The organism is Mesorhizobium sp. CA5, assembly GCF_020165105.1.
Lineage (GTDB): Bacteria > Pseudomonadota > Alphaproteobacteria > Rhizobiales > Rhizobiaceae > Mesorhizobium.
On the sequence record NZ_JAIUHJ010000012.1, the window covers coordinates 108,318 to 133,739 of the forward strand.

Here is a 25,422-nt window from a genome sequence, read left to right on the forward strand (position 1 = left end):
GGCCAGGTGAGGCCGGCCTGCAAATGGCGGCTTCCTGCGCTTCCGGTGCTCACGTACTTTAAGTACGCTCCGCTCCGGTTCTCGGAAGCCACCATTTTCGACTCGGCCTGACCTGCCCCTCAAGTCGCGCCAGTCAGCCGCGATAGGGCAAAACCTCGCTCGGCGTGCTGAGCGATTGCAGCGTGCCTGGATCGGCGCCGCCGATCCAGCCGAGGACGGCGCGGGCGAGCTCGGAGCCGGCGAGCCGGAAATTCTCGTTGACGACGAGCAGCTCTCGCCGGAACAGATGCAGCAATTCCGACGATTGTTTCGACACCACGTCGACGTCGCGGCCGAGCTTCAGCCCGGCATCCTCAATGCCGGCCACGATGGCGAGCGTCGCGGCGGCGGCGCTGCTGACAAAGCCGTCCGGACGGTCCTTGCGCCGCATCAATTGCGCGGTCCGCATCCTGATCTGCTCGATCGACTGATCGATGGAGACGGTGTTGAACGGCACCTCGCTGGCACCCACTTCGCTCAGCGCATCGGCAAAGCCGGCGACCGTATGGCCGTGATAGGTGAGGCCGACCGGAGGCGTCACCAGGGCAAGCCGGTTGCGGCCCCTGCCGGCGAGGTAGCGGACGGCTTCGCCGGCAAAGGCATAATTGTCGAAGTCGTGATAGGGATGCACCAGCCCCATGTCGGTGCGACCATGCGTGGCGAAGGGAATGCCGCGCTCCAGCATATAGCGCGCCCGTGGATCGTTGGGCTGGGTGCGCGAGATGATGACGCCGTCGGCCGAGCCCGTCTCGACCAGATAGCGCACCGGGTCCAGCGGATCCTGCGAGCGCGAATAGGGCGTGACGATCAGATGGTAGGGCGTGTCGGCGATCACCTCGGTGACGCCGTAGATGATGTCCGAGACGAAGCTCATGAGCTCGTGCTCGGTGTTCAGCACAAGCGATATCACGTTGGTCTTGCCGGTTCTCAAGCGCACGCCGGCGCGGTTCGGGCGATAGCCGATCTGCTTGGCGACGAGCTGGACGCGGCGCCTGGTCTCGGCGCCGATCTCGGGCGCATCCTTTAGCGCGCGCGAGACTGTCGTGACGCCCAGCCCGGTCATGAAGGCAAGCGTCTTCAACGTCGGCCGTTCCTTGCCCGACGTGTCGTCGTCGCCCTTCTTCGTTATCCGTCTATCCATCGTCCCGCCCGTCAGGCGCATAGCAGTCGCGGGGCCGACCGGCAATCGTGCGGCGGTGACATTTGCGCGACCTTCAGTTTGCGGCTCGGCTCAATATACTGAAACGTTACAGATTGCCAATCTTCGTGATCAACCGGCAAGGTCGCGCCGCCGGCATCGCGGATGCGGAGAGGAGCCGAAAGTCGCTGGAATCACAAAGAAATATCGGTCCGGGCCTGCTTTTGGCACCAATCGACTGATCTGACACCGACATTGCCGCCTCGGGAGAAAGATTTTGTTCGCGTCGCGAAAAAATCTTGGCCGGCCTCAAGGCGAGGGGTTGCCTAGGCGGATCATTTGCCGTATCGAAAATCTGTAACGTTTCAGATTCTGGGAGGAGCCGAAATGCGATACAAATTCCTGACTGCCGCCTTTGCCGCGACAGTTGCGCTCAATTTCGCCGGTCCGGCGGCCGCGACCGACCTGGAAGTCACCCATTGGTGGACTTCCGGCGGCGAGGCGGCGGCGGTGGCCGAGCTTGCCAAGGCTTTCGACGCGACGGGCAACCACTGGGTCGACGGCGCCATTGCAGGCTCCGGCGGCACGGCGCGGCCGATCATGATCAGCCGCATCACCGGGGGCGATCCAATGGGCGCCACCCAGTTCAACCACGGCCGCCAGGCGGAGGAACTGGTGCAGGCCGGGCTGATGCGCGACCTCACCGATATCGCCACCAAGGACAAGTGGACGGAGATCGTGCGGCCGAAGAGCCTGCTCGATAGTTGCACCATCGACGGCAAGATCTATTGCGTGCCGGTCAATATCCATTCCTGGCAGTGGCTGTGGCTGTCCAACGAGGCCTTCCAGAAGGCCGGCCTGCCTGTGCCGAAGGACTGGAATGAATTCGTGGCGGATGCGCCGGCGCTGGAAAAGGCGGGCATCATTCCGCTCGCGGTCGGCGGACAGGCCTGGCAAGCCTCGGGCGCCTTCGACGTGCTGATGGCCGCGACCGGGGGCACCGACACGTTCCTCAAGGTCTACAAGGACAAGGACGCCACCTTCGCGGCAGGCCCGGAGATCGCCAAGGTGTTCAAGGCGGCGGACGACGCCCGCAAGATGGCCAAGAACACCAATGTGCAGGACTGGAACCAGGCCACCAATCTGGTCATCACCGGCAAGGCCGCCGGCCAGATCATGGGCGACTGGGCGCAGGGCGAGTTCCAGGTTGCCGGCAAGACGGCCGGCAAGGACTATACCTGCCTGCCCGGCCTCGGCCTGAACGAAGTCATCGCCACCGGCGGCGACGCCTTCTACTTCCCGCTGCTGAAAGATGCCGACAAGTCCAAGGCGCAGGCGGTGCTCGCCGAGACCTTGCTCGATCCGAAGACCCAGGTCGCCTTCAACCTCAAGAAGGGCTCGCTGCCGGTGCGTGGCGACGTCGACCTCAACGCGGCGAACGACTGCATGAAGAAGGGCCTCGCCATCCTCGCCAAGGGCGCCGTTATGCCGTGGACGGACCAACTGCTTTCGCAGGACAGCCAGAAGCAGAAGGAGGACCTGTTCTCCGAGTTCTTCGCCAAACCGGACATGACAGTCGAAGAAGCGCAGAAGCGCTTCGCCGCCATCATCGCTTCGGCCGATTGATCTACCGGCGCCCCGCCAGCTCCCGGTCCCTGCCTAACGGGGGTCGGGAGCATGATGTCCTCATTGCCCCAGCCCGGCTGTCGAGATGAGCAATAGCGAACGTCCCAACCAGCTTTTCCGTAACCTCAATGCGAAGATCGCATCGATTCCGATGGTGCTCACCGCGCTTGTGGTGTTCGTCGGCGGCACGGCCTGGACGGTTCTCTACTCCTTCACCAATTCGAAGCTGCTGCCACGGCTCAACTTCGTCGGCCTCGACCAGTATCATCGGTTGTGGGCGACGCCGCGCTGGCTGATCTCGATCGAGAACCTCCTGATCTACGGCGTGATCTCGCTGGTGTTCTCGCTGGTGATCGGCTTCGTCCTGGCGGCGCTCCTCGACCAGAAGATCCGCTTCGAGGATACGTTCCGCACCATCTTCCTCTATCCCTTCGCGCTCTCCTTCATCGTCACCGGGCTGGTCTGGCAATGGCTGCTCAACCCGGATTTCGGCATCCAGCGCGTCGTGCGCGACCTCGGCTGGACGAGCTTCAGCTTCGACCCGCTCTATAATTCCAGCATCGTCATCTACGGCATTTCCATCGCCGCGCTCTGGCAGGGCACGGGGCTGATCATGTGCCTGATGCTTGCCGGCCTGCGCGGCATCGACGAAGACATATGGAAGGCGGCGCGAGTGGACGGCATCCCGATGTGGAAGACCTACCTGTTCATCGTCATCCCGATGATGCGGCCGGTCTTCATCACCACGCTGGTCATCATCGCCGCCGGCATCGTCAAGGTCTATGACCTCGTCGTGGCGCAGACCAGCGGCGGGCCGGGCATCGCCTCCGAAGTGCCGGCAAAATACGTCTACGACTACATGTTCTTCGCCCAGAATCTCGGCCAGGGTTTCGCCGCCTCGACCATGATGCTGCTCTCGGTGATGATCGTCATCGTGCCATGGGCCTATCTCGAATTCGGAGGCCGCCGGCGTGGTTGATGTCGCTGCCTCCCCATCTGATGCGGGCGTCCTTCGGCGCGACGAAGCCGGGCCTGCCGGCGCGAAGCCGCGGCATGCGCTCTCGCGCCGCAACATCTTCCTCTACGGCACGCTGATCGTGGTGGCGCTCTATTACCTTTTGCCGCTCTACGTGATGATCGTCACGTCGCTGAAGGGCATGCCGGAAATCCGCCTCGGCAACATCTTCTCGCCGCCGGTGGAAATCACCTTCGAACCCTGGGTGAAAGCTTGGGCGACCGCCTGCACCGGCCTCAACTGCGACGGGCTTTCGCGCGGTTTCTGGAATTCGGTGCGCATCACCGTGCCGTCGGTGCTGCTGTCGATCGCGATCGCCTCGGTGAACGGCTATGCCTTGGCCAACTGGCGCTTCAAGGGCGCCGACACCTTCTTCATCATCCTGATCGTCGGCGCCTTCATCCCCTACCAGGTGATGATCTACCCCATCGTCATCATCCTGCGCGAGATCGGCATATACGGCACGCTGACCGGCCTTGTGATCGTGCATTCGATCTTCGGCATGCCGATCCTGACGCTCTTGTTCCGCAACTATTTCACGTCGATGCCGGAGGAACTGTTCCGCGCGGCGCGCGTCGACGGCGCCGGCTTCTGGGGCATTTATCTGCGCATCATGCTGCCGATGTCGCTGCCGATCTTCGTCGTCGCCATCATCCTGCAGGTCACCGGCATCTGGAACGACTTCCTGTTCGGCGTCGTCTACACGCGCCCCGACACCTACCCGATGACGGTGCAGCTCAACAACATCGTCAATTCGGTGCAGGGCGTGAAGGAATACAACGTCAACATGGCCGCGACGATCCTCACCGGACTCGTTCCGCTCATCGTCTATTTCATTTCCGGCAAGCTCTTCGTGCGCGGCATCGCGGCCGGCGCAGTGAAAGGATGATGATGGCAGCGGCAATCGCCAATCCCAGCGTGTCGATCCAGGACCTGTCGCTCAATTTCGGTGTGATGTCGGTGCTGAAGACGCTCAATCTCGACGTCGCCGAGGGCGAGTTCATCGTGCTTCTGGGACCGTCCGGCTGCGGCAAATCCACCTTGCTCAACTGCATAGCCGGCCTGCTCGACATTTCGGAAGGTCGCATCTTCATCAAGGGCAAGAACGTCACCTGGGAGGAGCCTAAGGACCGCGGCATCGGCATGGTGTTCCAGTCCTACGCGCTCTATCCGCAGATGACGGTGGAGAAGAACCTGTCCTTCGGTCTGCGCGTTGCGGGCCTGGCCAAGGACGAGATCGCCAAGCGCATCGCACGCGCCGCCGAGATCCTGCAGATCCAGCCGCTGTTGCAGCGCAAGCCCTCGGCGCTCTCCGGCGGCCAGCGCCAGCGCGTGGCGATCGGGCGGGCACTGGTGCGCGACGTCGACGTCTTCCTGTTCGACGAGCCGCTCTCCAATCTCGATGCCAAGCTGCGAGCGGAACTGCGCGTCGAGATCAAGCTGCTGCACCGCAAGCTCGAAAACACCATGATCTACGTCACCCACGACCAGATCGAGGCAATGACGCTCGCCGACCGCATTGCCGTGATGAAGGGCGGTGTCATCCAGCAGCTCGACGCGCCGCAGACCATCTACAACCGTCCGGTCAATCGCTTCGTTGCCGGCTTCCTCGGCTCGCCGGCGATGAACTTTGTCGACGGCCATTTGGAAAACGCGGATGGCGGCTGGCATTTTCTCGCCGATGGTCTGAAGATTCCACTCAGTACCTATGATTTCGATCGGCAGCCGGAACCCGGACCAGCCGTGTTCGGCATCAGGCCCGAACATGTGAGTCTGAACAGCGGCGCCGGCTGGCCATTCTCGGCGGCCAGCAAAGTCGAAGTGGTGGAACCGATGGGCTCCGACACGCTGGTCTGGCTGCAGCTCGCTCAACAGAAATTCAGCGTCCGGGTTACCTCGGAGCGTACGCCCCGGAATGATGAGGCGGTGACCGTCGGCTTCGATCCGATGCGCGCTTCGCTCTTCGATGCCCAGACCGGCAACCGCCTTTAACCTCCCAAGCAGAACGGACAGGACATGAACTGGTCATTCCAACTCTACAGCGCTCGCAATTTTCAACCATGGAACGACGTGGTGAAAATGCTCGGCGAGCTCGGCTACAGCCAGGTCGAAGGCTTTGGCGGCGTCTATGACAACCCGAAGGCGTTTCGCGCCGAGCTCGACAAGAACGGGCTTGCGATGCCGACCGGGCATTTCTCGATCGAGGCGCTGGAGAACGATTTCGACGGCGTGCGCAAGATCGCCGACGCGCTCGGTATCAGGCTTCTGATCTGCCCCTATCTGATGCCCGATCAGCGCCCGTCCGATGCCGCCGGCTGGCGCGGCTTCGGCGAGCGCCTCGCCAAGGTCGGCGAGGCGGCAAAAAAGGCCGGCTACGGCTTTGCCTGGCACAACCACGATTTCGAGTTCAAGGCGCTTGCGGACGGCTCGCTGCCGCAGGACCACATCCTGTCCGCGGCACCGGACATCGGCTGGGAAATGGACGTCGCCTGGGTGGTGCGCGGCGGCGCCGATCCGCTGCCCTGGATCGAGAAGCATGGCAAGCGGATCGTTGCCGTCCACGTCAAGGACATGGCGAAGCCGGGCGAGGGGCTGGACGAGGACGGCTGGTCCGATGTCGGTCACGGCACGATCGACTGGGCGGGCCTGTTCAAGACGTTGCGCGCCAAGAGCGCGGCGCAGTATTTCGTCATGGAGCAGGACAACCCCAACGACATCGAGCGCTATGCCCGCCGCTCAATCGCAGCAGCCAAGAGCTGGCAGGAGTAATCGAAATGGCAGAGAAACTTGGCATCGGCGTCATCGGCTGCGGCAACATCTCGAAGGCGTATTTCTCGCTGGCGCCGCTGTTCCGCGGCATCAAGATGCGCGCCTGCGCGGATATTAACATGGAGGCCGCGAAAGCGCGGGCGAAGGAGTTCAAGCTCCGCGCCGAGACGGTCAACGACCTGCTCAAGGACGACGAGATCGACATCATCGTCAACCTGACGGTTCCGGCCGTGCACTACGAGATCTCCAAAGCGGTGCTCGACGCCGGCAAGCATGTTTATTCGGAAAAGCCGTTCGTCTTGTCGATCGAGGAAGGGCTCGATCTCAAGAAACGGGCCGAGAAGAAGGGCCTGCGCATCGGTTCGGCGCCGGACACCTTCCTCGGCGGCGCGCACCAACTGGTCCGCGATCTCATCGACAGCGGCAAGCTGGGCGCCATCACCAGCGGCACCTGCCATGTGATGGGCCACGGCATGGAGCACTGGCACCCCAACCCGGATTTCTTCTTCCAGCCGGGCGCCGGCCCGGTGCTCGACATCGGGCCATACTATGTCACCAACCTGATTCAGCTGATCGGGCCGGTGAAGCAGGTGGCCGCCTTCGCAACGACGCCGGCCAAGGAGCGCACCATCAGCTCCAAACCGCGGGCGGGCGAGAAGATCCCGGTGAACACGCCGACCACCATCCATGCGCTGCTCGAATTCGCGAATGGCGCGGTGATCACGCTCAACACCTCCTGGGACGTCTGGAGTCATGGCCACGCGCCGATGGAGCTCTACGGCGAATTGGGCACCGTCTTCGTGCCGGATCCGAATTTCTTCGGCGGCGATGTACGCTTCACCGACTCGGCCAAGCCGGTGAAGAGGCTGCCCAAGTGGAACCATCCGTTCGGCGTGCCGAACGAGATGCACGGCCAAGGCATGATGGCTAATTATCGCACCGCCGGCCTTGCCGACATGGCAATCGCGATTGGCGAAGGGCGGCCGCACCGCTGCTCGATGGAGCTGGCGCTGCACGCCGTCGATGTCATGACAGGCATCCTGCGCTCGGGCGAAAGCGGCAAATATGTCGCCATGCAGACGACCTGCGAGCGGCCGGCCGCGCTCGGCGTCAAGGACGCGAAGGCGTTGCTGGCGAAGAAAAAGTAGGTGGCAACCCCTCTCCCCGTTCCGGCGGGGAGAGGGTAAGGGTTAGGGGCAAGCATCGATTCAAATCAGGTTGGCGGTGGTCGCCACGCCGTTTCGATCCCGAAGGTTCCCCATGTCCTATGTCGCCGCCGAAAACCGCTACGAGAAGATGATCTATAATCGCTGCGGTCGGTCCGGCCTGAAGCTGCCGGCGATCTCGCTTGGGCTATGGCACAATTTCGGCAACGACACGCCGCACAGGACCAAGCAGGCGATCGTTCGCAAGGCCTTCGATCTCGGCATCACGCATTTCGATCTCGCCAACAATTACGGCCCGCCGCCCGGCTCGGCGGAAACCGCGTTCGGCGAGATTCTGCGCAGCGATTTCGCCGCCTATCGCGACGAGATGATCATCTCGACCAAGGCCGGCTACGAGATGTGGGCCGGTCCGTACGGCGAATGGGGCAGCCGCAAATATTTGCTCGCCAGCCTCGACCAGAGTCTCAAGCGAATGGGGCTCGACTACGTCGATATCTTCTATTCGCACCGTTTCGATCCCGACACGCCGCTCGAAGAAACGATGGGCGCGCTCGACCACGCGGTGCGCTCAGGCAAGGCGCTCTATGCCGGCATGTCGTCCTACAATTCGCAGCGCACGCGCGAGGCGGCCGACATTCTGCGCCAGCTCGGCACCCCTTGCCTCATCCACCAGCCGAGCTATTCGATGCTCAACCGCTGGGTCGAGGAGGATGGGCTGCTCGACACGCTGGAGGGGCTCGGCATCGGCTCGATCGTGTTCTCGCCGCTGGCGCAGGGCATGCTGACCGACAAATATCTCGGCGGCATCCCCGAGGGCAGCCGCGCATCCCAGGGCAAGTCGTTGCGACCGGCCTTCATCAACGACAAGTCGATCGCCAACATCAAGGCGCTCAACGCCATTGCCGGCCGCCGCGGCCAGACCTTGGCACAGATGGCGCTGGCCTGGGTGCTGCGCAAAGGCCGCGTGACCACGGCGCTGATCGGGGCCAGTCGGCCGGAACAGGTCGAGGATTGCGTCGGCGCGCTCAAGGCGCTCGAGTTCTCCGACGCCGAGCTCGCCGAGATCGACAGCCACGCCCGCGAGTCCGACATCAACCTCTGGGCGGCTTCGGCCGAACGCAAGGGGCCGCCGCGCAAGTAGCGATCAGCTGGAGAACCATCTCGTCGTGGCGCGCACCAGAAGGGATGCGCTGCTGCGGAAACAGTGGCAAAATCGCTCGTTCGTCGTTATCTCAGGGGAATTGAAGTCGTTCGCGAGATCTGCCGCGAGCGTCGATTGGGCGAACAAGATGACGGCAAGAGATGCGCTGACCAAGAACCAGCTCTGCGTGCTCGAGAAGCTCGAGGCGTCCAGCGGGCCGCTCAGCGCCTATACTTTGCTCGACCAGTTGCGCGAGCGCGGTTTCCGCGCGCCGCTGCAGGTCTACCGGGCGCTCGACACGTTGGTGAAGTCCGGCTTCGTGCACCGGCTCGAAAGCCTAAACTCCTTCGTCGCCTGCGCCGAGCCGCACGACCACAGCCATTCGATGACGGCCTTCGCCATCTGCGACAATTGCGGCCAGGTGACCGAGATGTCCGACCACGATGTCGGCCACCGGCTGGACGAATGGGTGCGCTCGACGGGATTTGCCGCCAAGAAGGCGGTGATCGAATTTCGCGGTGTGTGTGCAAAGTGCAGGGCCGAAGCGGCGTAAGCCTTCACTTCGTCATACTAGGGCGGAGCAAGGAGCGAAGCGACGCGCGCAGACCCTAGTATCCATTCCGTGACATACACGCACCGCCACGGTGCAGAATCTGCATTGACAAGCGGCGTGCTCGGCAAGCTATCCACAACCGCCGCGCACTACGGCGCGCGTCGCGGCATGGATCCTCGGGTCTGCGCGCGTCGCTTCGCTCCTTGCTCCGCCCGTGGATGACGAACGAACGTGAGACGCCTAATGCGCCTCATCCCAATTATCCGCGGCCCGCGCATCGACATGCAGCGGCACCGACATCGAGACCGCCGGCATCGGCGCATTCTCCATCACCTTGCGCACCACGGGGATCGTCGCCTCGACCTCCGCTTCCACCGTTTCGAAGATCAGCTCGTCATGCACCTGCAACAGCATGCGGGCGGAGAGCTTCGCCTTCTCCAGCGCTTCTTCCATATGGACCATGGCGCGGCGGATGATGTCGGCGGCGGTGCCTTGGAGCCTGGCGTTGATTGAGGCGCGCTCGTTGAAGGCGCGCACCGACGGGTTGGAAGCCCTTATCTCCGGATAGTGGATGCGGCGGCCGAAGATCGTCTCGACGAAACCGTTCTCCCGCGCATAGGCCTTGGTCTCCTCGATATAGTCCCGGATGCCGGGAAAACGTTCGAAATAGCGTTTGATGTAGGCGCCCGCCTCCTCGCGCGGGATCGACAGCTGGTTGGCGAGGCCGAAGGCCGAGATGCCGTAGATGATGCCGAAATTGATCGCCTTGGCGCGCCGGCGCACTTCCGAAGGCATGCCTTCGACCGGCACATTGAACATTTCCGACGCGGTGATGGCATGAATGTCGGCGCCGTCGGCGAAGGCCTGTTTGAGCTGCGGGATTTCGGCGACATGGGCAAGCACGCGCAATTCGATCTGGCTGTAGTCGGCCGAGACCAGCTTGTGGCCTTTCTCCGCAATGAAGGCGGTCCTGATCTTGCGGCCTTCCGCCGTGCGCACCGGGATGTTCTGCAGATTGGGATCGGAGGATGACAGCCGCCCGGTGGTGGTTGCTGCCAGCGCATAGGAAGTGTGGACGCGATTGGTGCCGGGGTTGATGAAACCGGGCAGCGCGTCGGTATAGGTCGACTTCAGCTTGGTGAGCTGGCGCCAGTCGACGATCTTGCGCGGCAGCTCATGGCCTTCGGCGGCGAGATCCTCCAGCAACTGTGCCGAGGTCGACCATTGGCCGGTCTTGGTCTTCGAGCCGCCCGGCAGCCCCATCTTGCCGAACAATATGTCGCCGAGCTGTTTCGGCGAGCCGATGTTGATGCGCTCGCCGACGATCCCGTAGATCTCTTCCTCGACGCGAGCCGCGCCTTGAGCCAGCTCGCCGGAGAGCCGCGACAGGATCTGGCGGTCGACCGAGATGCCGCGCTGTTCCATGCGGGCGAGCACCGGCACCAGCGGCCTTTCCAGACGCTCATAGACGGAAACGAGGCCCTTGGCGGCAAGCCTCGGCTTCAGCACCCGCCAGAGCTGCAGCGCCAGGTCGGCCTGCTCGGCAGCGTAGGCGGTCGCGCGTTCGATATCGACCTGATCGAAGCCGATGGCACTCTTGCCCGAGCCGGCGAGCTCCTTCTTCGAGGCCGGCGCGTGGCCGAGCCACTTCTCCGACAGCGAGACGAGGTCGTGACCGCCGGATGTGCCGGCATCGAGCACGTAGGAGATCAGCATCGTGTCGTCGAACGGACCGATCTCGATGCCGTGCCGGCTCATCACGACAATGTCGTATTTCATATCCTGGACGATCTTGAGGACCGATCGGTCCTCAAGCAGCGGCTTCAGCAGCGCCAGCGCCTTGCGGACCGGGATCTGGTTCTCCAGCATGCCGCCGCCGAGCAGGTCGCCATTGCCGCTCTTGTGGGCAAGCGGCACATAGACGGCGCGGCCAGGCGCGAGCGCGATGGACAGGCCGATCAGGTCCGCCCGCATCGGGTCGGACGAGCTGGTCTCGGCGTCGAACGCAAGGACACCGGCCTCGCGGGCTTCGGCTATCCAGGCCTCGAGCGCGGCCGTGTCGCGAATGGGCGCATAGGCCGAAGGGTCGATCTTGCGGGCGGCCGCCTGCTCCAGCCGCAGGGCAGAGAGGAGCGATGGGGTGTCGCCTTGCGGCGGCGCGTCCTCGCCCCTGACCGGCGCAGCCGGTTTTATGGCGTCGCCCTGTGTGGACGCGATCGGCCTTGGCACCGGCGGTGCGCCGGCGCCGACATCGGGGCCATGCGCGGTATCGGCGCGCTCGATGGTGACGGCGGTGGCCTGGACGTCGCCAATGTCGGTTGCGGTCGCTTCGGCGACGCGTCGGGTCAGTGTGGTGAACTCCATCGTCTTCAGGAAGCCGATCAGCTTCGGGCCATCCGGCGCATGCAGGACAAGATCGTCCAGCCCTTCCTTCAGCGGCACGTCGTTCTTCAACGTCACCAACTCGCGCGAGATGCGCGCCTTGTCGGCATTGGCGATGATGGTCTCGCGCCGTTTCTCCTGCTTGATCTCCGAAGCGCGCGCCAGCAGCCCGTCAAGGTCGCCGAACTGCTCCAGCAATTGCGCCGCGGTTTTCGGGCCAATGCCCGGCACGCCCGGAACATTGTCGACCGAGTCGCCGGTCAGCGCCTGCAGGTCGATCATCTTTTCGGGCGGCACGCCCCATTTCTCGATCACCTCGGGAATGCCGATCTGGCGATCCTTCATCGGGTCGTACATGCCGACGGTCGGACCGACCAGCTGCATCAGATCCTTGTCGGAGGAGATGATGGTGGTATCAGCGCCGGCTTCGCAAGCCAGCCGGCAATAAGTCGCGATGATATCGTCGGCTTCAAAACCCTCCGTCTCTATGCAAGGGACATTGAAGGCTGCGGTCGCCTGGCGGATCAGGCCGAATTGCGGGATCAGGTCTTCCGGCGGCGCGGAGCGGTTGGCCTTGTATTCGGGGTAGAGATCGCTGCGGAAGGTTTTCGACGAATAGTCGAAGATGACGGCGAAATGCGTCGGCACCACGCCGACATCGGTGTTACGGGCGTCCTGCATCAGCTTCCACACCATGTTGCAGAAGCCGAGCACGGCGCTGGTCGGCAGGCCGTCGGATTTGCGGTTGAGCGGTGGCAGCGCGTGATAGGCGCGGAAAATGTAGCCGGAGCCGTCGACGAGGAAGAGGTGATCGCCTTTTTTCATGCCGGCAGGGATAGCGCGGCCCGGCTTCGCGGTCCATGGCTAAGGCTGTGGAACCCACCGGTTCGGGCAACACCCCTGACACATCCTGTCCGGCTGGAAATTTGCCGCTCACGGGTATGTTACAAAAGTGTAATTTTCGTGCCCTTGAATCGCCATGTTCACAGACCCAAATACACGTCATCGGCAGTTTTTCGCCGAAGTCCGGAGTAAGGCCCGTCCCCCGCCTATCCCGGGCAAACTGCGGCAGCCTATCCCCCCTCTCCGGGCTGCCGCAACGTTTCGAGTAGAGACCGCCGTGGTTCCCCCTCCACCACGGCGGTTCTTTTTTGCCTTCAGGCAAGCCTTTCCCGCTTGGTCCAATGATCGCGGGCTTTTCGTTTTCGGCATGGCCCTTTAGGGTCTGCCCAAAATCGAAAGGCAAAAAGCATGTCCAGAATCTCTCCGGTCCTCGACCGTCTCGACCAGAACCTCGACCAGAGCCTGGAGCGGCTGTTCGGCCTGCTCGGCATCAAGTCGATCTCCACCGATCCGGCCTTTGCCGCCGATTGCCGCGCGGGTGCCGAATGGCTGGTCGCCGAGCTCAGGCTGATCGGCTTCGAAGCCAGTATGCGCGATACGCCCGGACATCCGATGGTGGTGGCGCATCATGAGGGACCGGCGGGCGCGCCGCATGTGCTGTTCTACGGCCACTATGACGTCCAGCCGATCGATCCGATCGAATTGTGGGAAACCGATCCGTTCGCGCCGTCGATCAAGGAGATCGAGCCCGGCCGCAAAGTGATCACCGGCCGCGGCTCGGCCGACGACAAGGGGCAGCTGATGACCTTCGTCGAGGCCTGCCGCGCGTGGAAGCAGGTGCATGGCAACCTGCCTTGCCGCGTCACTATCCTGTTCGAAGGCGAGGAGGAATCCGGCTCGCCGTCGCTGAAGCCGTTCCTGGAAGCCAACGCGGCCGAGCTGAAGGCGGATTTCGCGCTGGTCTGCGACACCAGCATGTGGAACCGCGAGACGCCGTCGATCTGCGTGTCGCTGCGCGGCATGGTCGGCGAGGAGATCACCGTCAAGGCGGCCAACCGCGACCTGCATTCGGGCCTCTATGGCGGCCCGGCCGCCAATCCGATCCGCATCCTGGCCAAGGTGCTGGCGGATATTCACGACAAGGACGGCCGCGTCACCATTGCGGGCTTCTATGACGGCGTCGAAGAGACGCCCTCGCAGGTGCTGAAATCCTGGGAGGGACTTGGCGAGACGGCCGAGACCTTCCTCGGACCGGTCGGCCTTTCCATTCCCGCCGGCGAGAAGGGCCGCTCGGTGCTCGAGCTCACCTGGGCGCGGCCGACCGCGGAATTCAACGGCATCATCGGCGGTTATACCGGCAAGGGTTTCAAGACGGTAATCGCGGCGCAAGCGTCGGCGAAAGTGTCGTTCCGGCTCGTTCACAAGCAGGATCCAAAGAAGATCCGCGCCGCCTTCCAGGCTTTCGTGCGCGAACGCATTCCCGGCGACTGCTCGGTCGAATTCCACCCGCATGGCGGCTCGCCGGCGATCCAGCTCTCCTACGACTCGCCGTTCCTGGCCAAGGCCAAGGATGCGCTGTCCGACGAATGGGAGAAGCAGGCGGTCACCACCGGCGGCGGCGGCTCCATTCCCGTGGTCGGCGATTTCCAGACCTATCTCGGCATGGAATCACTGCTGGTCGGCTTCGGCCTCGACGACGACCGCATTCATTCGCCGAACGAGAAATACGAGCTGACCTCGTTCCACAAGGGGCAGCGGTCCTGGGCGCGCATTCTCGACGCGCTGACCCGCTGAGCGAAAATCAGGAAAACCTTGAAATTCAACTTTCTGTTGATTTTTCTTCGGATCGCGGCGAGGACGAATTAGCTAGCGCGAAGTGCTGCGGCGTTGCGAGGATGCCCCAACGCCGCAGGCGCGACCCGGAGAAGAGAATGACCGATATCCGTTTCCACAAAAACGATCTGCCCGACCTGTCGCGATACAATGTCGGGGCGGTGGCCATCGACACGGAAACGCTGGGGCTCAACCCGCATCGCGACCGGCTCTGCGTAGTGCAGATCTCGCCCGGCGACGGCAGCGCCGATGTCATCCAGATCGCACCAGGCCAGAAGGAGGCGCCGAACCTCGCCAGCCTGCTGCGAAACAACACGATCACCAAGCTGTTTCACTACGGCCGCTTCGACATCGCCGTGCTCTACCATGCCTTCGGCGTGATGGCCGAGCCGGTGTTCTGCACCAAGATCGCCTCACGGCTCACCCGCACCTATACCGACCGCCACGGGCTGAAGGATCTCTGCGGCGAACTGCTCGGCATCGGCCTGTCCAAGGTGCAGCAATCCTCCGACTGGGCGGCCGAAACGCTCTCGCCCGAACAGCTCGAATATGCCGCCTCGGACGTGCTCTACCTGCACAGGTTGCGCGAGGTGCTGGGCGCGCGCCTGGCGCGCGAGAACCGCACCAAGGAGGCGGACGCCTGCTTCCGTTTCCTGCCGACGCGCGCCAAGCTCGACCTTATGGGCTGGGCTGAGGAAGATATTTTCGCGCATAGTTGAGGGACGAAGGTCCGTCGACCCAGCCCGTGGAGAAGTGAAATGGCAGAGCGCAAACCGATCGCGAGCGCGCCCAAGGACGGCTCCAAAGTCACGATCATGTGGAAGGACCGCGACGGTGTCGTCAATGAATCCGTCGGGCAATATCGCGACGGCGGCTGGTGGGTCTACACCGACAGCGACACGCAGAAGAAAGTCGAACCGACGAGCTGGCGGCCGGCAACCGATGATGGGGACGACGGCCAGTAGGTGATCCTCACCTGACGATTTCAGGGCGGGCGCGAGGCTTGGCCGCAACAAGGGGGCGCAATGAGACAGAACACGCTCTATCTCATCATCGGGGCGCTGGTCGCGATTGTCATCGCGCTCGGCATCTATGTCTATCGCGAGCAGACCAGGCCGAAAGGCGTCGAGCTCAAGATCGACGACAAGGGCATTTCGATCCAGCAGAATTGACCATGGTGGCCAGCCGGGAGGCCGGCGCGGTGAGGGGCTAGACCGGCTTTGCGAGACGACATTGCGCCGGGGGGATTTCGGCCGGAGATACAGGGGCTGCGCGGGCTTGCCGTCGCCTTTGTGGTGATTTTCCACATCTGGCCGGCAGCACTCCCCGGCGGCTATATCGGGGTCGACATCTTCTTCGTCATCTCCGGCTTCCTGATCACCGGCCTGCTCACCCGCATGGCGCTCAGCGAGGACGGCATCTCGCTCGTCGGCTTTTACACGCGCCGGGTCAGGCGGCTGCTGCCGGCGGCGATCGTCGCCCTCTTGGTCACGCTCGCTGGAACGCTGCTGTTCGTGTCAGACGCATGGTGGGAAGAAACCGCCAAACAGGTGATCGCAAGCGCGATCTACATGCAGAACTGGCGGCTTGCCGAACAGGCCGTGGATTATCTCGGCGCCGAGGACGCGCCGAGCCCCGTGCAGCATTTCTGGTCGCTGTCGATCGAGGAGCAGTTCTACATCGTCTGGCCGCTGCTTATGATGGCGGCGCTGTGGTGGGCCAGGCGTCGCGGACATTCGCCGATGCAGACGCTCGTCTTTCTGCTCGGCGTGGTCATGGCGGGCTCGCTCGCGGCTTCCGTCGCTCTCACCCGATCCGATCCGGCTTGGGCCTATTTCGTCACCCACACGCGGATCTGGGAGCTGGCGCTCGGCGGGCTGCTGGCGCTGACCCTCGATCGGTTCAAGCCGAACGGGCGCGCGCGGACAGCAATGGCTGTCGCCGGCAGCTTAGCGGCGCTCGCATCGGCGATGCTGTTTTCAACGTCGACCGATTTTCCGGGCTTCAAGGCGCTGCTGCCGACACTCGGCGCGGCCTTGATCATTGCGGCCGGCAGTGTACGCATGGGCCGCTTTCGCGGCCTCGATATCGCCGTGCTGCGCTATGTCGGCGATCGCTCTTATTCGATCTACCTGTGGCATTGGCCGCTGATCATTTTTTATGCCGCGCAACGCGGCGCGATCGGCCTTGCCGATGGTCTTCTGCTGATCGTCGCCACCCTGGTGGTTTCCGAACTCTCCTACCGCTTCGTCGAACAGCCCTATCGCCATTCGCGCTCGTCCCCGGCATGGCGGCCACTGATCGACGGCACGGTGGCGGTGGGGTTGTGCGTGGCGGTGGCCAGCGGACTCGTCTACGCGATCGACCGGCAGCCCATCGACACCGGACTGATCGGAACGCCGAATTATCCGGGACCTGCTGCCCTGCTGGCGAACGCTGCCGTTCCCGACGGTGTTAAGCCCTTGCCGCCCTTGAGCAAGATCGGCAGCGACGTGCCCGTCATCTACAGGATGAAGTGTCATCAGCAGCAGAAGGGAACCGACGCGACCGGTTGCCAGCTCGGCGACCCGGCGGGGACGAGGACCATTGTCGTGATGGGCGATTCCCACGCGGCGCAATGGGTACCGGCAGTCGACAAAATCGCCGAAGACAGAAAATGGAGGCTCGTCACCTTCACCAAGGCGGCATGCCCGGTAACCCGGGTCACCATCCTTGACGACGGCAAGCCGTATCAGCAATGCGCGCTGTGGCGGGAGAAAGTTCTCGCTGAAATCGCCAAATTGAAGCCCGATTTCGTGATCACCAGCCAGAGCAACTATACCAGCGTTGCCCAGGGTGCGATGATTGAGGGATTGCGCAGCGTCTGGGGCGAGCTCACAAGTCAGGGCGTGCGCGTCGTCGCCATCCGCAACACACCTTTCAGCCTGTTCGACCCGCGCACCTGCCTGGGCACGGACCCGGCCAAATGCATCAATCCGCGCGCCGAGGTCGAACGGGAAAACATCTACGCGCTCGCCGCCCGGTCCGTGGCCGGGGTGACCTTGGTCGACATGAACGATGCGCTATGCAGCAAGGACAGCTGCCCGGCGGTGGTCGGCAACATCGTCGTGCTGCGCGACAACCATCATCTCACGGCAACCTACGCGCTGGCGCTGGCTCCCTACCTGGCCAAGGCAGCGGGACTTTGAGCAACCGTCCACCCGCGATGATACGGCGTCCCGCAGGCGCGAATTCGACAGCGAAGGATAGTGCGATGCCGTTGGATTTAGAAAATCCTAAGGGTTTTCAAAACGCTGCATAAACCCTGCTTTAACCCGCCTTTAAACCGCCGCATCTAGTCTTCAACCCGAACGCCATCGGCACCCCGGGGGCAGGTTAGCAAGAGCGCATGGCGAACCGCAGAGACAGTCGCATCGAACCGAGCTTCGAGGAGGCGCCGCGCGCGAAATCCTCCGAAGGCTTTTCGGTGAGCGAGGAGGATCGCGTCGTGCCGCGCAGCCGTAAATCCACTGCAAAGGGCAGATCCGCAAAGAAATCACGCGGTCGCGGCCGCGACCGCAGCCGGCGGGGCTTGCTCGGCATCGCAACCCGCCTGGTCTACTGGTGCTTCGTGCTTTGTATTTGGGGCGGCATCGCGGCGGCCGGCATCGTCGTCTATTACGGCGCCAAGATGCCGGCGGCGACCACTTGGTCGATCCCCGACCGCGCGCCCAACATCAAGATCGTGTCGGTCGATGGCGGGCTGATCGCCAATCGCGGCATGTCGGGCGGCGAGGCCGTCGGCCTGCACGAAATGTCGCCTTATATCCCGCAAGCCGTCGTCGCCATCGAGGACCGCCGCTTCTATTCGCATTTCGGCATCGATCCGATCGGGCTTTCACGCGCCATGGTCACCAACGTTCTCGGCGGCCATTTCTCGCAGGGCGGCTCGACGCTGACGCAGCAGCTGGCCAAGAACCTGTTCCTGACGCCGGACCGCACGCTGGAGCGCAAGGTGCAGGAAGTGCTGCTCGCGCTCTGGCTCGAACACAAGCACAGCAAGGACCAGATCCTCGAAATGTATCTCAACCGGGTCTATTTCGGATCCGGAGCCTATGGCGTGGAAGCGGCTTCGCGGCGCTATTTCGGCAAGAGCGCGCGCGACGTGAGCCTTTCCGAGGCAGCACTGCTGGCGGGGCTGCTCAAGGCACCGTCCAAGCTTTCGCCGGCGCGCGACCCGAAGGCGGCCGAGGAGCGGGCGCAGCTCGTGCTCGCGGCCATGCGCGCGGAAGGCAAGATCAGCGACAAGGAATACAAGGTGGCGCTGAGCGCGCCGGCGACGCGCGCGCCGTCCTACTGGACCGGCTCCGAGAATTATGTCGCCGACACGGTGATGGAGGAGCTTCCCGATCTCATCGGCGAGGTGCGCGGCGACATCATCGTCGACACCACTGTCGACTTGACCCTGCAGAAGCTTGCCGAACAGTCGATCCGCCGGCTGATCGACGAAAGCGGCAAGAAGCTCAACGTCAGCCAAGGCGCGCTGGTGTCGATCGACGATTCCGGCGCGGTGCGCGCCATGGTCGGTGGCTATGATTATTCGACCAGCCAGTTCGACCGCGCCTCGGAAGCGCGCCGGCAGCCGGGCTCGGCCTTCAAGCCGTTCGTCTACATGGCGGCGCTGGAGGCCGGCCGCACGCCGGACAGCGTGCGCAACGACGCGCCGATCAAAATCGGCAAATGGACGCCGGACAATTACGGCGGCAAATACTACGGCAAGGTGACGCTGGCGACGGCGCTGGCCAAGTCGCTGAACTCGGTGGCGGCGCAGCTCACCATGGAAGTCGGGCCCGACGCGGTGGTGGAAGCCGCGCATCGCATGGGCATCCAGTCCGATCTGCAGGCCAACACCTCGATCGCGCTCGGCACCTCGGAGGTGACGCCGCTGGAGCTGACTTCCGCCTACGTTCCGTTCGCCAATGGCGGCTACAAGCCGGACGTCCATTTCATTCGGCGCATCACCACCGGCGAGGGCAAGGTGCTTTACGAGAACAGCGGCGGCAGCGCGCCGCGCGTGGTCAAGGCCGACACCGTCGGCATGATGAATTCGATGATGACCGGCACGGTCGAGATCGGCACCGCCAAGAAGGCGGCCTTCAATTGGCCGTCGGCCGGCAAGACCGGCACCAGCCAGAACTCGCGCGACGCCTGGTTCGTCGGCTACACCGCCAATCTCACCACCGGCGTGTGGTTCGGCAATGACGACGGCAGCCCGATGAAGAAGGTCACCGGCGGCGCCCTGCCGGCGCAGGCCTGGCACGAATTCATGGTGGCCGCGCATGAGGGCGTGCCGGTGCGGCCGCTGCCCGGCACCTGGAAGTCGACGCCGTCCGACACGATCGTGCCGGACGAGATCCCGTCGGCGGACGCCTCGCAGCCGCCGCCTACGCCGCCCGCGGCTGTCGGCCAGTCACAGACTGCTGCTCGATCGCAGCCTGTCGCCCAGGCGCCCGCGCGTCCGGTGCGGACCGCGCGACCTGCCGAGACCGTCGATGCCGCCGGCTTCGATATGCCGAGCGACAGCGGCGAGACCGCCTCGATCAAGCATCCGGTGCCGCCCGGCAATGTCGGCGGCCCGACGAAAAAGCGCCAGACTTCGATCCTCGATATTCTGGGCGGGGGTTAGAGCGGCAACTTCACCTCTCGCAATGGCAAGCGCCTTCGGCTACATGTCCGGCCGGAGATCAAGCCATGGCCGAGACCGACAGCAGAAAAACCATCGTGCTCACCGGCGCCAGCCGCGGTATCGGCCATGCGACGGTGAAGCGCTTTTCGCGCGAGGGCTGGCGCGTCATCACCTGCTCACGCCAGGCCTTTGCCGAGGACTGTCCATGGCCGGCCGGTCCCGAGGATCACATCAAGGTCGATCTCGCCGACCAGGAGGATGTCGGTATCGCCGTTTCGGAAATCCGTCACCGGCTGGAGGCGCATGGCGGACAGCTGCACGCGCTGGTCAACAATGCCGGCATCTCGCCGAAGCTGAAGGACGGCAGCCGGATGAACTCGATCGACACGCCGATGCATGTCTGGCGCGACGTGTTCCAGGTCAATTTCTTCGCGCCGATCATGCTGGCGAGAGGTCTGTTCAAGGAGCTCGCCGCTGCCAAGGGCTCGATCGTCAACGTCACCTCGATCGCCGGCACCAGGGTGCATCCGTTCGCCGGCACGGCCTATGCCACATCCAAGGCGGCGCTGGGCTCGCTGACGCGCGAGATGGCGCATGACTTCGGCCCGCACGGCATCCGGGTCAACGCCATCGCGCCGGGCGAGATCGACACGGCGATCCTGTCGCCCGGCACCGACAAGATCGTCGAGACAATCCCGCTCAGGCGCCTCGGCGCCACCTCGGAAGTCGCCGACATCATCTTCTTCCTGTGCTCCGGCCAGGCGTCCTACGTGACCGGTTCGGAAATCCACATCAATGGCGGCCAGCACGTGTGATTGGCTGGCGTCAAGTCATGGTGAGAACAGCCTTGCCGCTGAAGCTGCGCTGCCGCAGCGCGTCCAGGGCCCGGCCGATGTCCGCCCACGGCACGGTCATGGCCACGCGGGTCTCCAGCCGGCCGGCCGCGACCAGATCGAGCAGCACGGCGATGTCGGCGCCGATGGCTGAACCGGACGTGTAATAGGCGAAGGTCTGTAGCCGCGCGCCTTCGTGGCCGGGAACGAATTGGCGGAAGCCGATCGGCGTGAGCTCGCCGCTGCTCGAACCGAATATGACGATGGTCCCGCCGGGCGCGATGCGTTCGATCGCATCGGCGAGGCTTTTGCCGCCGACCGACTCGGTGATCAGCGAAAAAGGTCCCTCGGCCAGTTCGATCGACTCGACGACCTGCCCGGCGCCCAGATCGCGAAGATCATCGTGGTGCCGGGCCGAAGCGACCGCTGTCACCGAAGCGCCTTGCTCGCAGGCGATCTGGACCTGGAAACGACCGACCGCGCCGCTCGCGCCGGTGATCAGGACCCGCTGTCCGGCGAGATCACCGCCGTGGCGCAAGGTCCTCAGCGCCGTCGTGCCCGCCACCGGAAGCGTGGCGGCAGCGGCGAAGCTGACTCCGTCGGGTATGACGGCGAGGCGGTCGGTCGGAACGGCGACCCGTTCAGCCCAGCCGGCCTGGTCGACCAAGGCGGCAACGCGCGTCGCCGCGGTCGGGCCCGAGCCATCGGCCGCCGCGCGCTCGACAATGCCGACGATGTCCTGACCAGGGATCCAGCCGTCGGGACGTATGCCGAGCAGGCGCAGTTCGCCACGATTCAACGAGATTGCATGAACTGCCACCAATGCTTCATTTCCATTGCAGTTTGGCTCCTCGGCTCTGGTGAGCTTCAACCGGTTGGGGCTGTCGGAAGAAATGGCGAGAGCGAGCACAGGCCCCTCCTTTTGAAATCGGCTTTGGGAGTCGCGATCGATTGACAGAACGGCTGCAGCCTATCGACTTTCGATCTCGAAGAATTTAGAGATAAAGCCAGATGATCGCTAAAAGAGATCAGATATGAGACAGCCACTCCGTTGGCCGTGGCTGGATTTCGACGTCGATGACGTGGCTGCGCCGGCGATCGCTGTTGGCGTCGATGTCACCGAGACCAGGGCCGAGGTGCGCGAGCATTGGCATCGCAAGGGGCAGCTCGTCTTCGCGCTCGGCGGCGGCGTCACCTGCCGCGTTCCGAGCGGGCTTTGGATGGTGCCGCCGCATTGCGGCGTGTGGGTGCCGAGCCGCATGGAACACAGCAACATCGCAACGGCCAATGCGCGGATTTTCTTCGTCTATATCGAGCCGGGCGCCGCCGACCTGCCGGATCGGTGCTGCACGCTTTCGATCTCGCCGCTGCTGCGCGAGCTGATCATCGAACTGTCGGACTGCGCGCCGGACGATGCGCGCGGCAATTTCCTGGGAAGCGTGCTGCTCGCGGAACTGCCGCGTATGCCGGTTCAGCAATTGCATTTGCCGATCTCGGCCGAGCCGCGGTTGCGGCGGATCGCCGAAGCGCTGGCCGACGACCCCGCCGATCGCAGCACGCTGGCAGAGTGGGCGGACCGCCTGGCGCTCAGCGAGAGCAGCCTGGCACGCCTCGTCGTGAAGGAGACGGGCTTAAGTTTCGGCCGCTGGCGCCAGCAGCTGCATCTGATCGTGGCACTCAGGCAACTGTCTTCCGGCGCCAGCGTGCAGCAGGTGTCGGGCGATCTCGGCTATGAATCCGTGACCGCTTTCATCACCATGTTCAAAAAGGCGCTGGGCAAGCCGCCGGCAAAATACCTCAGCGATATCGCGCAGAATGGCGGCTCCGCGTTCCTGGCCTGACATCCATCAAGCGGGCTGCGGATCGATCTCCATGCCAGGCGCGGCCGGATCGGTGGTCTTGCCGGTCACCACCTCGACGATGCCGCGGGCGATCTCGCGCTCGCCCATGATCACGATGTCTGCGCCGAGCCCTTTCAGATGCTCGACCTCGGCGTCGGAATGAGCGCGGGCAATGATGCTGATCGCCGGATTGGCCGTGCGGGCCCGAAGCACGATCTGGCCGGCCTCGAAGGCATTGGGGATGGCGAGGATCAGCCGCTTGGCGCCCTCCGGGTTGGCGGCCGCGAAGACGTCCGCATTGGCGGCGTTGCCGGCGACGGTCTCGACGCCGTCGTCGCGCAGCTTGGCCAGCGTCTTGTCGGCGTCCTCGATCACCAGGAAGGGCAGGGCGGCTTCTTTCAGCGCAGCGCCCACAAGGCTGCCGACTCGACCATAGCCGATGAGGATGGAATGGCCGGCGAGGGTCGTCTTCGGCGGCGGGCCGTCCTCCTTTTCTGGAGCCGCCGACACCGAAGCGACCTGGCCGGGCTCGGTCGCCGGGCCGATAGGCCTTTGCTCTTCGGCCGGCGCGGCCTTGCCGGCGCGCTTTTCCAGCCACGGCTTCATCCAGTCGACAACCAGGAACATCAGCGGATTGAGCAGGATCGAGAGAATGGCGCCGGCCAAGATCAGGTCGCGGCCCTGCTCGGGCAACAGTTTCAGGCCGACGCCAAGCTCGGCCAGGATGAAGGAGAATTCGCCGATCTGGGCAAGGCTCGCCGAAATCATCAGCGCGGTCGCGATCGGATAGCGGAAGACAATGACGATGACGAAAGCGGCGATCGACTTGCCGATGACGATGATGGCCAAGGTGGCGAGGATCGGCAGGCCGTTGCTGATCAGGCTGAACGGGTTGAACAGCATGCCGACCGAGACGAAGAACAGCACCGAGAAAGCGTCGCGCAGCGGCAGCGATTCTTCCGCCGCGCGGTGGCTGAGCTCGGATTCGCTCATGATCATGCCGGCGAAGAAGGCGCCAAGCGCCAGCGAGACGCCGAACAGCTTCGCCGCGCCGAAGGCGACGCCGAGCGCGATGGCCAGCACCGCGAGCCGGAACAATTCCCGGGAGCCGGTGTGAGCGACGTAATGCAGGATCCACGGAATGACCCTGCGGCCGACCACCAGCATGACGACGACGAAGGCGGCGACCTTGGCGAGCGTGACGCCGACCACGCCCCAAATGCCGTAGCTGGCGGGCAGCGAAAGCAGGCTCGCATGGTCGTCGACCTGGGGCTGGCCCCCGAGCACGCCGGCGAGCGCCGGCAAGAGCACCAGCGCCAGCACCATGGCGAGATCCTCGACGATCAGCCAGCCGACGGCGATGCGGCCGCGCTCGGTCTCGATCAGCCGCCGCTCCTGCATGGCGCGCAAAAGCACCACGGTCGAGGCGACCGAAAGCGCCAGGCCAAAGACCAGGCCGGCGCCAAGCGACCAGCCGAGCAGCCAGGCAAGTCCGACGCCGAGCAGGGTCGCAAAGCCGATCTGCACGATGGCGCCCGGCACCGCGATGGCGCGGACGGACAGAAGGTCCTTCAGCGAAAAATGCAGGCCGACGCCGAACATCAAAAGGATGACGCCGATTTCCGCGAGCTCGTTGGCGAGGCTGGCGTCGGCGACGAAGCCGGGCGTGTTCGGACCGACAAGGACGCCAGCGACAAGATAGCCGACGAGCGGCGGGATGCGGAAACGGTTGGTTAACGCCCCGAAGACGAATGCAAGCCCCAGACCGGCGACGATGGTGGCGATAAGGGGCGTGTCATGCGGCATTGTCTTTTGCGCGCCTTTCGAAAATTCACGATGTCGGATGGGCGCCCGCCGAGGCCGTCGCCTTCGGCAATATGATGGACGCAGCGGCGATGATGCAACCGCCGCCGCGCAGAATTCGACGCTGAAGGCGGCGCGCACCGGAAATCGGCGCCGCGCCGACAAAGAGACGGCTTCGGGACGCGACCCAGCCTCGAAGCCGCTTTTTTTCGGTGCCTTATGCCGCTTGCAACAGGTTCTCGATGTCGGGAATCGTATGGTTCGTGAGTGTCTTCGGGATTTCCGCCTGCACCTTCTCGCAAACCTCCTTGTGCAGCTTCTGGCGCATCTCGCCAAGCACCTGCGGCGGCGCAATCAGCACGACCGCGTCGAACGCGCCGCGGTGCGCCAGCTTGTAGAGCCGGTCGGCAATCTCGACGGCGAAGCGCTCCTTGCCGAGACGGTGCCAGTCGGTTTCCTCGACGGCGCTGCGGGGACCCTCGTTGCTCTGGCGGCCCGGCTTGTCGCTGCCTTGCTCGCGCGTGGCGGGGTTCTCCTGCTCCATCTCCTGCACCACTTCGAGGTTCGGGAACTTGGCGTCGCCCTGGTTGCGCAGGAAAAGCGCCTTTTCGCCATCAGCCACGATGACCCACAGTCCGTGTTTCAGCTTGATGCTCATGGCGTTCCTCCTTGCTTGCTGCTTGCCGATAGATGGAGCTTGGGATCCGCAAATGGATTGCTAGGCAAACGAGCCGCGAGGCATGATTGTTCCGATCCGGCGATGGCGTCTCGATCG

General features: G+C 64.0%; 21 protein-coding genes. 16 read left to right on the forward strand and 5 right to left on the reverse strand.

The features are described from left to right. Window positions 1-133: 133 nt before the first annotated feature. Window positions 134-1,180 carry a LacI family transcriptional regulator gene (locus LB529_RS17410; protein ID WP_095769304.1) on the reverse strand — a complete coding sequence of 349 codons (1,047 nt, stop codon included), beginning with the start codon at window positions 1,178-1,180 and terminating at the stop codon, window positions 134-136. A 384-nt stretch (window positions 1,181-1,564) separates the two neighbouring features. On the opposite strand from LB529_RS17410, the gene LB529_RS17415 reads away from it, so the two are divergent. The 8 genes from LB529_RS17415 to LB529_RS17450 all read left to right on the forward strand — a co-directional run bounded on the left by LB529_RS17415 (window position 1,565) and on the right by LB529_RS17450 (window position 9,447). After that, complete coding sequence (locus tag LB529_RS17415; protein ID WP_224633656.1) at window positions 1,565-2,803, forward strand: ABC transporter substrate-binding protein; 1,239 nt, start codon at window positions 1,565-1,567, stop codon at window positions 2,801-2,803. Between the two features lie 85 nt (window positions 2,804-2,888). Then, the gene (locus LB529_RS17420) at window positions 2,889-3,782 is read left to right on the forward strand and encodes a carbohydrate ABC transporter permease (RefSeq protein ID WP_140544557.1); all 894 of its coding nucleotides are present in this window, start codon (window positions 2,889-2,891) and stop codon (window positions 3,780-3,782) included. Next, window positions 3,775-4,707, forward strand: a complete 933-nt coding sequence (locus tag LB529_RS17425; RefSeq protein ID WP_224548178.1) for a carbohydrate ABC transporter permease — start codon at window positions 3,775-3,777, stop codon at window positions 4,705-4,707. Before LB529_RS17420 ends, LB529_RS17425 begins: the two co-directional genes overlap by 8 nt. Before the next feature lie 2 nt (window positions 4,708-4,709). Next, complete coding sequence (locus LB529_RS17430) at window positions 4,710-5,810, forward strand: ABC transporter ATP-binding protein (RefSeq protein ID WP_224606961.1); 1,101 nt, start codon at window positions 4,710-4,712, stop codon at window positions 5,808-5,810. Window positions 5,811-5,834: 24 nt separating this feature from the next. Next, window positions 5,835-6,587, forward strand: a complete 753-nt coding sequence (locus LB529_RS17435; protein WP_224711786.1) for a sugar phosphate isomerase/epimerase family protein — start codon at window positions 5,835-5,837, stop codon at window positions 6,585-6,587. Between the two features lie 5 nt (window positions 6,588-6,592). After that, on the forward strand, window positions 6,593-7,735 hold the full coding sequence (locus LB529_RS17440; protein WP_095769230.1) for a Gfo/Idh/MocA family protein: 1,143 nt from the start codon (window positions 6,593-6,595) through the stop codon (window positions 7,733-7,735). Between the two features lie 112 nt (window positions 7,736-7,847). Next, entirely contained in the window at window positions 7,848-8,894 is a 1,047-nt protein-coding gene (mgrA, locus tag LB529_RS17445; protein ID WP_224711787.1) for an L-glyceraldehyde 3-phosphate reductase, read from the forward strand. Between the two features lie 148 nt (window positions 8,895-9,042). After that, window positions 9,043-9,447 carry a Fur family transcriptional regulator gene (locus tag LB529_RS17450; RefSeq protein ID WP_042640862.1) on the forward strand — a complete coding sequence of 135 codons (405 nt, stop codon included), beginning with the start codon at window positions 9,043-9,045 and terminating at the stop codon, window positions 9,445-9,447. A gap of 240 nt (window positions 9,448-9,687) precedes the next feature. Here the strand turns inward: LB529_RS17450 and polA are convergent, their stop codons facing one another. Continuing rightward, window positions 9,688-12,654 carry a DNA polymerase I gene (polA, locus tag LB529_RS17455; RefSeq protein ID WP_224711788.1) on the reverse strand — a complete coding sequence of 989 codons (2,967 nt, stop codon included), beginning with the start codon at window positions 12,652-12,654 and terminating at the stop codon, window positions 9,688-9,690. Between the two features lie 426 nt (window positions 12,655-13,080). Between polA and LB529_RS17460 the strand changes: the two genes are divergently transcribed. From LB529_RS17460 to LB529_RS17490, 7 genes are all read left to right on the forward strand, one after another. Further along, window positions 13,081-14,466, forward strand: coding sequence for a M20/M25/M40 family metallo-hydrolase (locus tag LB529_RS17460; RefSeq protein WP_224711789.1), 1,386 nt, complete (start codon window positions 13,081-13,083; stop codon window positions 14,464-14,466). Between the two features lie 137 nt (window positions 14,467-14,603). Further along, the gene (locus LB529_RS17465) at window positions 14,604-15,224 is read left to right on the forward strand and encodes a ribonuclease D (RefSeq protein ID WP_095769235.1); all 621 of its coding nucleotides are present in this window, start codon (window positions 14,604-14,606) and stop codon (window positions 15,222-15,224) included. A 39-nt stretch (window positions 15,225-15,263) separates the two neighbouring features. After that, a complete protein-coding gene (locus tag LB529_RS17470; protein ID WP_095769236.1) occupies window positions 15,264-15,470 on the forward strand; it encodes a hypothetical protein in 207 nt (68 codons plus the stop codon). Window positions 15,471-15,530: 60 nt separating this feature from the next. Continuing rightward, window positions 15,531-15,677, forward strand: coding sequence for a hypothetical protein (locus tag LB529_RS17475; protein WP_095769237.1), 147 nt, complete (start codon window positions 15,531-15,533; stop codon window positions 15,675-15,677). Between the two features lie 48 nt (window positions 15,678-15,725). Continuing rightward, the gene (locus tag LB529_RS17480) at window positions 15,726-17,693 is read left to right on the forward strand and encodes an acyltransferase family protein (protein WP_224711790.1); all 1,968 of its coding nucleotides are present in this window, start codon (window positions 15,726-15,728) and stop codon (window positions 17,691-17,693) included. 200 nt (window positions 17,694-17,893) lie between these two features. Beyond that, window positions 17,894-20,170, forward strand: a complete 2,277-nt coding sequence (locus LB529_RS17485) for a transglycosylase domain-containing protein (RefSeq protein ID WP_224711791.1) — start codon at window positions 17,894-17,896, stop codon at window positions 20,168-20,170. A 65-nt stretch (window positions 20,171-20,235) separates the two neighbouring features. After that, the gene (locus LB529_RS17490; protein WP_224513785.1) at window positions 20,236-20,985 is read left to right on the forward strand and encodes an SDR family NAD(P)-dependent oxidoreductase; all 750 of its coding nucleotides are present in this window, start codon (window positions 20,236-20,238) and stop codon (window positions 20,983-20,985) included. A 10-nt stretch (window positions 20,986-20,995) separates the two neighbouring features. On the opposite strand, the gene LB529_RS17495 is transcribed toward LB529_RS17490, so the two are convergent. Further along, on the reverse strand, window positions 20,996-21,913 hold the full coding sequence (locus LB529_RS17495; RefSeq protein WP_224711792.1) for a zinc-binding dehydrogenase: 918 nt from the start codon (window positions 21,911-21,913) through the stop codon (window positions 20,996-20,998). A gap of 124 nt (window positions 21,914-22,037) precedes the next feature. Between LB529_RS17495 and LB529_RS17500 the strand changes: the two genes are divergently transcribed. Next, complete coding sequence (locus tag LB529_RS17500) at window positions 22,038-22,844, forward strand: AraC family transcriptional regulator (protein ID WP_224711793.1); 807 nt, start codon at window positions 22,038-22,040, stop codon at window positions 22,842-22,844. Between the two features lie 6 nt (window positions 22,845-22,850). Here the strand turns inward: LB529_RS17500 and ybaL are convergent, their stop codons facing one another. Then, window positions 22,851-24,650, reverse strand: coding sequence for a YbaL family putative K(+) efflux transporter (gene ybaL, locus LB529_RS17505; protein WP_224711794.1), 1,800 nt, complete (start codon window positions 24,648-24,650; stop codon window positions 22,851-22,853). Between the two features lie 214 nt (window positions 24,651-24,864). Beyond that, on the reverse strand, window positions 24,865-25,305 hold the full coding sequence (locus tag LB529_RS17510; RefSeq protein ID WP_095769243.1) for a host attachment family protein: 441 nt from the start codon (window positions 25,303-25,305) through the stop codon (window positions 24,865-24,867). Between the last annotated feature and the right edge of the window lie 117 nt (window positions 25,306-25,422).